The organism is Petralouisia muris (assembly GCF_004793545.1).
Taxonomy (GTDB): Bacteria; Bacillota; Clostridia; order Lachnospirales; family Lachnospiraceae; genus Petralouisia; species Petralouisia muris.
The window spans coordinates 1-11,761 of sequence record NZ_SRYA01000032.1 but is presented as its reverse complement, the minus strand read 5'-3'; the positions used below and the strand labels follow the sequence as shown (position 1 = coordinate 11,761).

At 44.3% G+C, this 11,761-nt stretch carries 15 protein-coding genes; 7 read left to right on the top strand and 8 right to left on the bottom strand.

Annotated features, from left to right (window positions below; translation table 11 throughout):
• Positions 1 to 229 precede the first annotated feature (229 nt).
• The 4 genes from E5329_RS15745 (at position 230) to E5329_RS15735 (ending at position 2,840) form a co-directional block, all read left to right on the top strand.
• Complete coding sequence (locus E5329_RS15745; protein ID WP_135990438.1) at positions 230 to 595, top strand: aldo/keto reductase; 366 nt, start codon at positions 230 to 232, stop codon at positions 593 to 595.
• Positions 570 to 701, top strand: a complete 132-nt coding sequence (locus tag E5329_RS30745) for a hypothetical protein (RefSeq protein WP_275443337.1) — start codon at positions 570 to 572, stop codon at positions 699 to 701. Before E5329_RS15745 ends, E5329_RS30745 begins: the two co-directional genes overlap by 26 nt.
• Before the next feature lie 361 nt (positions 702 to 1,062).
• Positions 1,063 to 1,503, top strand: coding sequence for a MarR family winged helix-turn-helix transcriptional regulator (locus E5329_RS15740; RefSeq protein WP_135990437.1), 441 nt, complete (start codon positions 1,063 to 1,065; stop codon positions 1,501 to 1,503).
• 8 nt (positions 1,504 to 1,511) lie between these two features.
• The gene (locus tag E5329_RS15735) at positions 1,512 to 2,840 is read left to right on the top strand and encodes an MATE family efflux transporter (RefSeq protein ID WP_135990436.1); all 1,329 of its coding nucleotides are present in this window, start codon (positions 1,512 to 1,514) and stop codon (positions 2,838 to 2,840) included.
• A gap of 423 nt (positions 2,841 to 3,263) precedes the next feature.
• Here E5329_RS15735 and E5329_RS15730 read toward each other — a convergent pair whose 3' ends face one another.
• Positions 3,264 to 3,524 carry a TetR-like C-terminal domain-containing protein gene (locus tag E5329_RS15730; RefSeq protein ID WP_135990435.1) on the bottom strand — a complete coding sequence of 87 codons (261 nt, stop codon included), beginning with the start codon at positions 3,522 to 3,524 and terminating at the stop codon, positions 3,264 to 3,266.
• Positions 3,521 to 3,646, bottom strand: a complete 126-nt coding sequence (locus E5329_RS30740; RefSeq protein WP_275443336.1) for a hypothetical protein — start codon at positions 3,644 to 3,646, stop codon at positions 3,521 to 3,523. The genes E5329_RS15730 and E5329_RS30740 overlap by 4 nt, the downstream gene beginning before the upstream one ends.
• Positions 3,647 to 3,839: 193 nt before the next feature.
• On the opposite strand from E5329_RS30740, the gene E5329_RS15725 reads away from it, so the two are divergent.
• Positions 3,840 to 4,799: a poly(ethylene terephthalate) hydrolase family protein gene (locus E5329_RS15725; RefSeq protein ID WP_456320030.1), complete on the top strand. Its 960-nt coding sequence runs from the start codon at positions 3,840 to 3,842 to the stop codon at positions 4,797 to 4,799.
• Positions 4,800 to 4,802: 3 nt separating this feature from the next.
• On the opposite strand, the gene E5329_RS15720 is transcribed toward E5329_RS15725, so the two are convergent.
• The 4 genes from E5329_RS15720 to E5329_RS15700 all read right to left on the bottom strand — a co-directional run bounded on the left by E5329_RS15720 (position 4,803) and on the right by E5329_RS15700 (position 8,554).
• On the bottom strand, positions 4,803 to 6,113 hold the full coding sequence (locus E5329_RS15720) for an MATE family efflux transporter (protein ID WP_135990433.1): 1,311 nt from the start codon (positions 6,111 to 6,113) through the stop codon (positions 4,803 to 4,805).
• Positions 6,091 to 6,558, bottom strand: a complete 468-nt coding sequence (locus tag E5329_RS15715; RefSeq protein WP_135990432.1) for a MarR family winged helix-turn-helix transcriptional regulator — start codon at positions 6,556 to 6,558, stop codon at positions 6,091 to 6,093. Before E5329_RS15715 ends, E5329_RS15720 begins: the two co-directional genes overlap by 23 nt.
• A gap of 77 nt (positions 6,559 to 6,635) precedes the next feature.
• Positions 6,636 to 6,788 carry a helix-turn-helix domain-containing protein gene (locus E5329_RS32205; RefSeq protein ID WP_275443335.1) on the bottom strand — a complete coding sequence of 51 codons (153 nt, stop codon included), beginning with the start codon at positions 6,786 to 6,788 and terminating at the stop codon, positions 6,636 to 6,638.
• A gap of 293 nt (positions 6,789 to 7,081) precedes the next feature.
• Positions 7,082 to 8,554: an IS66 family transposase gene (locus E5329_RS15700; RefSeq protein WP_135990431.1), complete on the bottom strand. Its 1,473-nt coding sequence runs from the start codon at positions 8,552 to 8,554 to the stop codon at positions 7,082 to 7,084.
• 172 nt (positions 8,555 to 8,726) lie between these two features.
• Here E5329_RS15700 and E5329_RS15695 point away from each other — a divergent pair, with 172 nt between their 5' ends.
• Positions 8,727 to 9,482 (top strand): molybdopterin-binding domain-containing protein, encoded by a 756-nt coding sequence (locus E5329_RS15695; protein ID WP_135990430.1) that lies wholly within the window; start codon positions 8,727 to 8,729, stop codon positions 9,480 to 9,482.
• Here the strand turns inward: E5329_RS15695 and E5329_RS15690 are convergent.
• Positions 9,475 to 10,386: a LysR family transcriptional regulator gene (locus E5329_RS15690; RefSeq protein WP_135990429.1), complete on the bottom strand. Its 912-nt coding sequence runs from the start codon at positions 10,384 to 10,386 to the stop codon at positions 9,475 to 9,477. The two genes, E5329_RS15695 and E5329_RS15690, sit on opposite strands and share 8 nt — an antisense overlap.
• Positions 10,364 to 11,284 (bottom strand): LysR family transcriptional regulator, encoded by a 921-nt coding sequence (locus tag E5329_RS15685; protein WP_135990428.1) that lies wholly within the window; start codon positions 11,282 to 11,284, stop codon positions 10,364 to 10,366. The genes E5329_RS15690 and E5329_RS15685 overlap by 23 nt, the downstream gene beginning before the upstream one ends.
• A gap of 186 nt (positions 11,285 to 11,470) precedes the next feature.
• Between E5329_RS15685 and E5329_RS30735 the strand changes: the two genes are divergently transcribed.
• Complete coding sequence (locus E5329_RS30735) at positions 11,471 to 11,602, top strand: hypothetical protein (RefSeq protein WP_275443334.1); 132 nt, start codon at positions 11,471 to 11,473, stop codon at positions 11,600 to 11,602.
• Positions 11,603 to 11,761: the final 159 nt, after the last annotated feature.

The following is an 11,761-nucleotide window of genomic DNA, read 5'->3' as shown; positions in this document are numbered from 1 at the left end:
TTAAATTGCCAAAGACTAATGACAGACTTGCTATCCGCTCGTTCCATCAGGAGAGTTGAAGTTTAATATTATCTAGTGAGATGATTATTTGAATGTTGAGTATATAGCGGTAAAATATGAGCTATGGGCAAACAATGTCCATGGCTCTAAAAATATTTGAAAAATTTTTATTCCTTACTTGACATAAGCAGACCAGAAGATTTTACATCATTCACAGCCCCGCAATGACGTGGCGTTATACCAGGACATGGAGCAGGCAGTCAGTGAAGGGAAGATGTGTTCCATCGGGCTTTCCAATTACTATATGCCGGAGGATTTTGACCCGCTGGTAAACGCCACATCCATTGTGCCTGCGCTGCTTCAGAATGAAACGCATCCTTACCATCAGAGCGTGGAGATGAAGGAGCATCTGCAGCAGTATGGGACGGTCATGGAATCATGGTTCCCTCTGGGCGGACGCGGCAACACGCAGACATTGTTTAACGCTGAGACCATTTCCGGTATCGCACAGGCTCACGGAAAAACTTCCGCACAGGTCATTCTGCGGTGGCACTTACAGGCGGGGAACATTGCAATCCCCCGGCTCCAGCAATGAAGGCCATATTCAGGAGAACTTTGAAATATTTGATTTTGAACTGACGGACGAGGAAATGCAGGAGATGACCGCATTAGACCGGAACGAGAGGTTTGCCGTTTACTAAGAACAGCAGATACTGTCTGCGGGGCAGAGGATGCGGAAATACAGGATATTTTGACGCTCTGGCATGCCACGGTGGATTTCGTGACGGTCTACGGCGAAGATGGTGTGCGTTTTACTTTCAAGAATGGGATGGAGGCTCCGACAAAAATCGAATAAGATAAACAGATTGCACTTCACGGGAATGTGGAGTGTTTTCTTATTTTCAAAGCATATCTGAAAACAGAACTCAGGATGATGAAACAGCACATCGCCTGTGGGAGGAAATTCTACGGGTAAATGTTATTTTTTTGTGAATTCTCTTGAAAACTTGAAAAAAATAAGATAGAATAAGTCTGATTTCGGACTGAGAGGGGGAAAAATCTGTGTATACTGCAAAAGAAGTTCTTGTTACCTTTAATGCAACCATCAATGGATATGAGGAAATCTACCGGGGGGTCTCCAAGTCTTTTGGTTTATCTGATTGTGCATTTTGGATATTGTATTACATACGCCAGTCGGAAGAAAAAGTCACCCAAAAAGATATCTGCAGTTTTATATACCAGCCAAAGCAGACGGTCCATTCTGCCTTGAAAAAGATGGTGAAGGATGGATGGATTGAGGTTGGGGATTACAATGGTAAACGTCATAAGTATGTCACACTGACGAAAAAAGGCGAAGAGTTTTCCAGAAAAACGGTTGATCTGGTTCTTGCTGAAGAAATTGCAGCCTTTGAGGATATGGATGCCTCTGAAAGAGAACTTGCAATTAAATTACTTGCGAAATACTCGGACAGCCTGTCCCAGCGAATGAGTAAGTTCAGATAGGAGTTATTATGGAAAAGAATTTAACACAGGGAAGTATTAAAAAACACTACTTTAGGTATCTTGGCGCAGCATTTGGAGGTTCCATGATCTCCTGTATATACGGGATGGTGGACGTTGCCGTAGTTGGTCAGTATCAGGGTCCGCAGGGTACGGCGGCATTGTCTATTGTAGCGCCGATTTGGACAATTTTGTACAGTTTGGGGATTTTGACCGGCAGCGGAGGTTCTATCAAATATACATATTACAGGGCACAAGGGAAGACCGACAAGGCAAATGCTTATTTTACCTTGTCCTTGCTTCTCACTTCGGCCATAGCTGTAGTCTGTTGGATCGGACTCACTGTTTTTGATGACCAGTTGCTCCGCCTGTTTGGTGCGGATGATGCACTCCTGCCATTGGCAAAGGCATATCTTCGCCCTATCCAATTTGTGATTCCGGCATATCCGTTCACGCAAATGCTAGCCGCTTATCTGAGAAACGATAATGCGCCGGGGTTTGCAGCCTTTGCGACTTTGTGTGGCGGATGTTTCAATATTTTCGGAGATCTGTATTTTGTGTTTGGGCTTAACATGGGTATGTTTGGCGCAGGCCTTGCGACTGCTATCGGCATAACGCTGACGATTGCGGTTATGGCCTCTCACTTTTTCAGTAGAAAAAATACACTCAAGCTGGCCCGTGTCCATGGTTATATTCATAAGGCAAAAGAACTGGTGCTCAACGGCTGTTCTGTTTTTGTCTCGGAAATAGCGATGGGAATGATTGCAATGCTGTTTAACCGTCAGATTATGAATTATTTTGGTGCAGATGCGCTGGCGGTATTTGGGGTTATTGTCCAGATATCCGGTCTTGTCCAATGCTTTACTTACGCTGTCGGACAGGCTGCACAGCCAATTGTCTCCGAAAACTACAGTGTGCATAATATAGAGCGCATCAGGGAAACGCGGAAATATTCCCTGTGGACAGCCGCAGTCTTCGGTGTTTTATGGACAGTTGCAGTACGTCTGTTCCCAAACGCTTTTGTGAAAGTATTCATGTCCCCAACAGACAGCGTATTGCAGATTGCGCCCGGTATTATGCAGATCTATGGTCTTGCGTATCTGCTTTTGCCGCTGAACATTTTCGCAACCTATTATTTCCAGTCTGTGATGCAGCCGAAAACCGCATTGATTATTTCTATGGCACGGGGCATGGTTTTATGCGGTGTATTAGTGTTTGTGCTTCCGGCGCTGTTTGGTGCGAAACTTCTATGGTGGGTCATGCCGATTACAGAGCTGGCAGTTGCAATCTATACTATTTTGTGTATGATAAAAAATAACAGAAGTCTTGCATTGAAGTAAGGAACTGTTTCTAGCAACAGAGTATAAATTTTAAGAGCGGTTTTTTTGTTTCTGACATTGATAAGGATGAACGATCCGAATCAGGTGGCGGCTGCGACGTTGGCAATGCCGCCTTTTGCCATGCCTTCCCGTTGCTTGGCACGGACGCAGATACATATGGTTATTGTTCCAACTATGTACTATGGACGATTACGATTGGCGGGATACCTACTGTGCTGAATGCCTGTCTGGCACATCTTATGACGTATTTTATTTTTTTGCATAAACACACAGAACGGACGGTCATCAAATTTTCTTTGGGGGATTATTCCCTGCAGCAGGGGATTCCAAAAGAAATACTGATTGGTTATACTTATGCCGCAAACAAATGAATGACTATGGGATCATATTTTCATCGTGGAAATGAATATGCCTTGCCTGTTTTTATGAGTTTTGAGCTAAGGCGATAGTATCATTAATATGTTTTTGTATCTGTTCAGGCGTTTCATCAAAGTCATATTTGATCCACTGATAGATGATTCCGAAATATCCATAAATAAAAAAGGACATAAGATATGAAGCCTGTTTATCGTATGTTTCCCCTGACGGTATCAAATCCTCAAGCGCACGCATAATGACAGAAATGAGATTATTCTGATAGAGTATCGAAAACAGCTTCCTGCTATCATATATAAATTCTGTCAAATCAGGCTTCTTTCCCTGCAAATTGAGTTTACATTGATGGTATCAAAATCCTGGGTTTTCATCAGTTTGATCAGTGCGTCTGCAAGGCATAGTTTCATAAATGCCGTTTGATTTTTTTTCATAATGGAACAAAGACCCCCTTTCTGTACCGCATAGCGTGATGGCAGTACCATTTTGGCCGATGCGTATTGACACTTAGTTTGAACGTTACTATAATATTGCCTGTGTGGAACAAGTGTATTTTATTGTGACACTTGTTCCAAAAAACATTATAGCGAAAGGGAATTATTCTGTCAAACGGAGGGAAATTGATTGATGAAAAAGGTCTTGAAAATAGTGGGAATTGTGATTTTGGGAATGATCATTTTAATTGTACTTGTAGTGGGCTTCCTGCTGATGAAAAACTATATTGATTCTCAAAAGCCCTGGCTGGCGAAAGATTATTACACGCAGTTTCAGTCGGATTCGGAATTAGAGAAAAAGTATGCGGGACTTGGAGATTATGAAGTATCCGTCATGGCAGTAAAATCCGAGGATAAGTCGATAGGGAATATCCGTATCTGGTATCCCTCTGAAATGGAGAACAGGTATCCGCTGATTGTTGTCGTGAATGGCAGCAATACGGCAGCATTAAACTACGAACCATACTTTGAAAGGCTTGCTTCCTGGGGCTTTGTTGTAGTCGGTAGTGATGACAGACAGGCGGGAACAGGAATATCAACCTCACTGACTTTGGATTATATGTTGGAGCAGAATCAAAATTCCGACAGTTTGTTTTATGAAAAAATTGATGTTCAAAATATTGGAATTGCCGGATATTCACAAGGCGGTGTAGGTGCGGTCAGAGCGGTAACGGAATTTGAGAACAGCGGTTTGTATAAAACAATTTTTACAGGCAGTGCAGCGCATTCTTATCTTGCACAGATGTGGGGTGGATATGATGCCTCAAAAGTATCTATTCCGTGGTTTATGACTGCCGCTGCTGGAACATCTGACGATACCAGTGCAACGGATGCGGCCACAGAGTGGCTTGGCGTCGCTCCGCTTTCATCGCTAATTGAGAATTACAATGCCATGCCAGACAATGTATTTAAACTCCGTGCAAGGGTTGAAGGAGCAGAGCATGAGGAAATGCAGATGAAGACCGACGGATATATGACGGCCTGGATGCTGTACCAGTTACAGGGAGATGAAGAAGCCGGTAAAGCGCTTATTGGTGAAGATGCAGAAATCCTGAGCAACTCCAACTGGCAGGATATTGAGAAAAACAGATGATTGCTATTCCCTTTTATCTACATGGCGCTTCAGGATAAATGCTGACACTGCTGATAGAATTCGTGCAAAAACCGTGCTCCACCAGATCATGACCTGCCCGCCGAACAAAGGCGGCAGAACAAGCATAAGCACGAACATAAGCAGTGGTTCCATAAAAGTCAAAACATAGGAGAACACACTTTTTTCTGTGGCATAAAAACTTGCGGTTGTGATACGGAGAACCGCAACAAAGGGAACGGAAATCAGGAAGACAGGCATTATTTTGGCAATTTCCGCATTCACAACATTCGATGCCCCGAATAATGCGCCGAGGCTTCCCTTTGTCAGGTACATGATGATACAGCTAATCAGGGACAGGAACAAAGCAAATACATACGCCAGTTTTCTTGTACTTTTCAGCTTGTCATAATTTCCTTCTCCATAATACTGGCTGAGCAGGGGCTGGCTTCCGTCGCCTACTCCCTGTAATATCAGATAAACAATGCAGATTGCATAAGCGATACAGGCATAAATAGCGACTGCCTGTTCTCCGCCATAGGACACGGAGAAACGGTTTATGATAGTCAGCGAAATGTTAGGGGACATCGTAAGCCCAAAGGGGGCAATCCCGATTTTCATTATGGACGCAGCCGCCTTTCCAAATTTGAAAAAAGGAATGCTCAGCGTAAACTGCTTTTTGCGCAGCAGCCAGGCTAGCGCAGTCAGCATGGTAACACCCTGCCCGATGACTGTAGCCCATGCCGCACCTGAAACTCCCTGCCCTAATATCCATACGAACAGGTAATCCAAAAAGATATTGGTGACAAAACCTGCAATCATGGAAACCATTGCGTAGAAGGAGCCACCCTGATTGCGGATAAAAGGCACCAGCCCTGTGCCAATCACCTGCGTGGAAGCTCCCAGAGCGATAACAGCGATATATTCTTCTCCCAATGCAAGCAGTTCACTGTCCGCACCTAACAATCGTAACAGCGTGCCATTCAAAAGGAAAGCCAGGATTGTTGCAAGGACGCTTGAAATGATCAGCACCCACAACGCGCCAGCTATAAAATTTTTTGCCTGATCTTCTTTTTTCTCTGCCTTATAAATGGAATAATAAATCGCACCGCCCATTCCGATTCCTGTGCCGAGCGCCTGGATTACGCCAACGATTGGATAAGCGATATTGACGGCTGAAAGCCCAAGATCACCTATGCTGTTCCCGATAAAAAATCCGTCCACAATGGCGTAGACTCCCGACAGGGCAAAAGACAATACGGATGGGATGACGTATTGAAAGAAAATTCTGATATCATGGGTTTGTTTCATTGTCATTTATGCCTCCTGCTTTGTAGAAAAGTTTTGCAAATAAAGCCATACTATCGTTTAGCTGCTGCATACGTTCCATGCCAATTTCCTCTATGACAGAGAGTTCCACCTTCCGCAGCGCGTTCACGATGGTGTCCGCATATTCTTTTCCTTCCTTTGTAAAACGGATTATTTTATTCCTCTTATCCTCTGGCAGAGGGGACAGTTCCACGAACCCTTTGCGCTGCAAATCTTTGGAAACCATATTGATTGTCTGCTTGGGTATGAGCCACTGCCCGCTGATCTTTTTCTGTGTACAGCCGTTCCCGCTATCATAAATTGCGCACAATACTAACAGGCAGTTGACGGACAGCCCGTGTGCTTTTGCCCATTCTTCGTACACATTATTATATTGCAGCCATGCATCGTAGTATTGGTTTAGCTGTTCCATAAGAATGGTGTTGTTTATCATAGTCTGTCTCCTCAAATCTGAATGCGATTAGTACAGTCCTGTACTAATTTCAGTATAGTCCATAACTGTACTAATTGTCAAGATGGGAATTTTTTGCGGTATTCTTTCGGCAGGACTTTAAAATATGTTTTAAATGCGGCGGTAAATCTGCTTTGGCTGTCATAGCCCACAGCCCGTGCAATCTTTATAATGCTTTTAGCGGATCTGCTCAGTAAAAGCAATAAAGACATTTGGTAGTGTCAAGTAATCTATGAAAAAATGAGCTGAAAAAAATAGGCTCATCTGAACCTTGAAAACTGTAGATATTGATGATTTAAGACCTTGGGGCATTGCTCCAAATCCCACAAGGGACCAGTCCCTTGACCCATTTTCGGACTCTGCCCGAACCCGTCCTCGCCGGAAGGCAGGAAAAGGGCGCAGTTGCCCCCCTTTTCTATTTGACAGGATAATCCGTGAGCCTTATGTCAATAGACTTTCGCGGCATATCCTCACCGCCTGGCGGCGGCTCCGGTATTCCACGGTTCTATTGACAACAGCTCCGCTCCGGTGCGGCAGTACCGTTTTTCTGCATATTCAGGATGGTCTGCTGGCCCAGGAAGATGAGAAGCTGCCACTTGCCCGGCATGTTGTCGGTACCCTGTAGCATTTCCACCTCGTTGAGGACATTATATTTGTTGTGTTTGTGCGGGCGCAGAAAGTTGTAGTAAGCGCTCCAGAGAGCCAGGTCATAGTTCGCCCCGTCGATATTGTCAAAGCCGTTTGTGTGACGGTAAGAAGCCTTATAGGTCTGGTTAAGCCGCTCGATCATCTGTTTAAACGGGCGGTGTTCCGCTGAGACGGCATCATCATTGGTAAGTCCGATGACCTGGGTGACCCTGAAGGAAAAGTCTTTGCCGAGTTTTTTTGCGAATTCCATGGCGGCAAAAGGATAGGCGCTGTAGCCGTCAGCGATGAACTTAAATGTTTCAGGCAGCTTCGTAAGGCCCCGGAAGGCCATACGCATGGCAAGGATACAGGGGCCGACGCCACGGTTGTCGGATACCTGGTAACCGATGATGGACCGGGACGCAGCGTTCATAATGAGCCAGACGTAGGATTTAATACCACGGATTTTTATATAGGTTTCATCGGCAGTAAAGACCTCCCATTTTTCGTAGAGGTACTGGTCAACAAAGGGCTTAATGCAGACAGCGGCAGTTTTGCAGTAGTTGGCAATCTGCTGGTGGGAAATGTCAATGTTGTACAGGTCTTTCAGGGCCTGCGAGGTTTTTCGCAGGGAGAGGCTGAGGTTGACGCGGAGGGTCAGGCACAGGGACATAACGTGGGCATTATGTCTGCTGAATTTCAGGGATGAGGCGTTCTTGGGGAGAGTATTTGGATCCATGCTGAAAAAATCCATCGTAAACTCACGGTAGATATAGTGGAGTTTATATTTATTTTTGCCATAGTCCTTCCGGAGGTCTTCTTTCTCTACTTTTTTGAGATTGTAGAGATAATAAGGGCATTTGGGATTGGCGCGCTTATGGACGATAAAGTGTTTGCGTTCTTTCTTGGGAACCAGGGTATGGGCACAGTGCGGACAGCGCAGTTTTACAGAGGAGAAGCGGTTCTGGGCGGGTGAGAACCTGGCACCGCAGATTTTGCAGAGAAGCTGCCCTTTGGAGCCATTATTCTTATAAAGGAAAGACTTCGGGGCATCACAGCGGGGACAGGTACAGCTGTCCGGGATATCGCATTCTGAGTGGCGGCTGACAGGGCGGATTTTCTTACCATAACGTTTTTCATAGTAAGGGATTAGTTCCTTATAAGTCCGGTCCTGCCGGAAGTCGGTGACCAGGGGGAGTTCACTGATCTTGTACTTCTGGCGCTTTGGAGAATGGGAATCATCAAAAGCCCACTGTTTCATAGTGATATATCTGCAGATAAAATGAATCAGCCAGCAGTTTTGGTGGTAAAGAGATTGAATGAGAGAAAATAAATAGGTAATAATATCCATAAGCGGTGACCTTCCTTTCATTGTTTATTGGATAGCGATAGTATTGATACAAAAAAGGGAGGTCATTGCTTTTTCTTTTGAAAAAGTGGTGAAATCCTTGAACTTATAAGGTTTGTAACAAAAATATAGTGGTAAATTTGACACTACCGGACTTTGAAGGAGAGATGGAAAAATGAAGAAGACAGATGACATTCTGGAAGCATGCAGGCTGCTGGAGGAACTTGACGTATGTCCGGAACTGGAACGTGTTCCGGCTGCAGAAGCGTATGGCAGGGTGTTGGCTGAGAAAATTATGGCAGGGATTGATGTTCCCCATTTTCGCAGAAGTGCCTTTGACGGGTATGCACTGCGCAGTGCAGATATCAAACATGCATCCCCGGAAAATCCGGTTATACTGAGAGTGACAGAGACGATTCCGGCAGGGAGCAGGGGCAGATATCTGATTACTGAGGGGACAGCAGCAAGGATTATGACGGGGGCGATGGTACCAAAAGGCGCAGATACGGTAGTCAAACATGAAGATACCAGATTTACGGAGAAAGAGGTGACCTGCCTGTCTCCGATGCGTCCCGGAAATATCGTGGAAGAAGGAAAAGTGGTTCTGGGGCTGTCGGGCAATCTCGGCGCTGTTGCTGTGGGGCTTTTGCGCATTGGCCTGCCGTATCTGAAAAAATTATGCGGCAGGACGGACATTGGATTTGATGGGGCAGAATCAGTTTTGGAAGAGCCCTTAAAAAAGGCTGGAAAGAGCGCCAGGATTTTGCGGGGCAGGGCGAAAATCAGGGATGGAAGGCTGGTTTTTGTCGAGATTGATAATCAGAGGAACGGCTCTGTTTCTCCTATGCTGGATTGCGATCTGCTTGGAGAAATTCCGCCGGGAAGTTCCGGGATGGAGGCCGGTGAAAAGATAAAAGTTTATTTTATTTAGCTGAATGGGGCAGAGAGGAATAAGTGCTGCAGAATTTTTCACAGAATAATTTTGCAGCCTCATTTTCTGCTTTTTTGTTATAGTACATAAATTCATGGAAGCAGCATGTATCATTTGCAACCTTTGAGATAAAAACATTTCCGTTGGTAAGGTTTTTGGCATATTTTGGGATAATGGCAATTCCCTTTCCTATAGAAACATAAAACAGGGCAGTGGGAAGGTTCGGAACTTTGATACAGTTAACTTTGCCATGGGTGTATCTCTGGGTAAGGAGCCAGTTTTTGGCATACGGGCCAAAAAGTTCACTGGAAAGAGGGACGATGATCGTTTCACCCTCCAGTTCACGCAGGTACACCAGAGATTTGGAGAGCAGGCGGTGTCCGGGAAACAGAACAACATAGGCGCCATGAAGCTGGATTAAGTGCTGGCAGATATTGGGAGCAAGATTCGGGTATTCACACGGGGTAAATACAATATCAAAACAGGGATCATGGAGTAACTCCTCTGGCGTACCTTCTGTTTTTATTTCAAAATTGACCTGTATGTTTGGATAATGTTCCATAAAGCGGTCAACGAAAACCTGGATATGGGAGGAATATGCCAGTTCGATGGAGCATGAAATATTGACCGTCCCTTTGATTGACAGGCCTTTTAAATAGGACAGGTTTGCCGCAGCATCGCAATGGTCAATGAGGTTTTCTGATTTCTGGGAAAGGAGCCGCCCGGCGTCCGTCAGGTTCACGCCATGGGTTGTCCGGTTAAAGAGCTTCACATTCAGTGCCTGCTCCATTTCCTGAATATGCTTGGTTAAAACTGACTGGGAGAGATATAAGGTATTGGCAGCTTTGCTGTAATTCAGTGTTTTGGAAAGGATGAGAAATTCATAAAGCCTTTCTGTTTTCATGTCTTTGTGCCTCCCTGATAAATTGTTTGAATTCTTCTACAAACTGCATAACATGAGGTTTGCTGCAATCCCGGCAGTAAAAAAGTGAAGAGGAAGCAGGGTATGGTATATCGGTCAGCAGAATGCAGGCAGTGTTTGGCAGAGCGTCAATCAAAGGTACGGGCGATAAGAACAGTCCCTTTCCTACAGGAACAAATAATTGATTGAATATGACAGAGGACTGGCTATCATAAACCGTATAGTGAATGTTGGCTGCTTGCAGGTTTGCCAGTTGAAAATCCCGGATGCATGTTTCCCTGGTCTCTGGATATAAGATAAAGCATTCCCCGTCTAATTCTTTCAGGGAGATACTTTCCCTGGTGGAAAATTTATGTCTGGCAGGGAGCATGACATACTGCTGCGAAGGAGCAAATGTATATTTGGTAATTCCTTCCAGAGTAAACTGGTTCATAGCGGATGCAAAGTAAAGGTCTATCTGGTTGGATAGCAGGCCATCGGCGATGGAATAGCAGGCGTCATCCAGCAGCCTGATTTGAATCTGGGGATTTTTTGCATTCAGAATATCCAGAAACGGTCCCAGATGAAAAGGCAGTCCATTCCCGGTTATGGCAATGCACAGGCCCTGAGAAGCGGATGATTTTTTCAAATTGGAAAGCTCCTGCTGTAATTGCCGGTATTCTTTTAAAATTTTTAAAGCATCTGCATAAAAACAGGAGCCTTCTGCAGTAAGGGTCAATTTGTTTTGCTCTTTTAAGAAAAGCCGGATTCCCAAAGATGATTCAAAGGCACGGAATCTTGTGTTTAAGGTGGCGGGAACGATTTGCAGGGCTTCAGCTGCCTTTTTTATGCTCTGGTGCTGTGCAATGGCAACAAATTCTGCTACTCTGTCTAAATCCATAGTAGTGCTCCTTATTTGGAAAAATTGAATAACAGAAGTATACAGTTTATGAAAAAAAATGTCAATAAAAAGTCCAAAATAATGGAACTCCAAAAGATTTTGCTTTTGGGCATATTTTGACTGTTTTTGGAGATAATATTTTTCGCAGGGGAAACCATATTACAAAGAAAGCGGGTATGATTCATTATGGGCAGAACTGACTTGAAAGAAAGAATCAGAGCGTATTTTGCAACGTATGGGGTGGAAATTGCGGGCAGCATTGCCATGATGTACGGAAATTCCAACTGGTATAAAATTTATCTTATGCTAAAGGAATAAATTTGTGGATACAGTCATGAAGAAACGCTGCTTTACTTTGAAAAATTGAATAACCAAAAAATAAAGCCTTTTTTGAATAATGTTGAAAAAGGCTTTATTTTTCGCAATGTCATTAACTTAAGGAATCTTTTACATTTGAATTGTAAAAGGTTCCTTTTT

Coding starts and splice junctions, on each gene's coding strand:
- E5329_RS15735 (WP_135990436.1), top strand. CDS start 1,512: ATGGAAAAGAATTTAACACAGGGAAGTATTAAAAAACACTACTTTAGG.
- E5329_RS32205 (WP_275443335.1), bottom strand. CDS start 6,788: ATGTCTTTATTGCTTTTACTGAGCAGATCCGCTAAAAGCATTATAAAG.
- E5329_RS30740 (WP_275443336.1), bottom strand. CDS start 3,646: ATGAAAAAAAATCAAACGGCATTTATGAAACTATGCCTTGCAGACGCA.
- E5329_RS15715 (WP_135990432.1), bottom strand. CDS start 6,558: ATGATAAACAACACCATTCTTATGGAACAGCTAAACCAATACTACGAT.
- E5329_RS15685 (WP_135990428.1), bottom strand. CDS start 11,284: ATGGATTTAGACAGAGTAGCAGAATTTGTTGCCATTGCACAGCACCAG.
- E5329_RS15700 (WP_135990431.1), bottom strand. CDS start 8,554: ATGGATATTATTACCTATTTATTTTCTCTCATTCAATCTCTTTACCAC.
- E5329_RS15725 (WP_456320030.1), top strand. CDS start 3,840: ATGAAAAAGGTCTTGAAAATAGTGGGAATTGTGATTTTGGGAATGATC.
- E5329_RS15695 (WP_135990430.1), top strand. CDS start 8,727: ATGAAGAAGACAGATGACATTCTGGAAGCATGCAGGCTGCTGGAGGAA.
- E5329_RS15690 (WP_135990429.1), bottom strand. CDS start 10,386: ATGAAAACAGAAAGGCTTTATGAATTTCTCATCCTTTCCAAAACACTG.
- E5329_RS30735 (WP_275443334.1), top strand. CDS start 11,471: ATGGGCAGAACTGACTTGAAAGAAAGAATCAGAGCGTATTTTGCAACG.
- E5329_RS15720 (WP_135990433.1), bottom strand. CDS start 6,113: ATGACAATGAAACAAACCCATGATATCAGAATTTTCTTTCAATACGTC.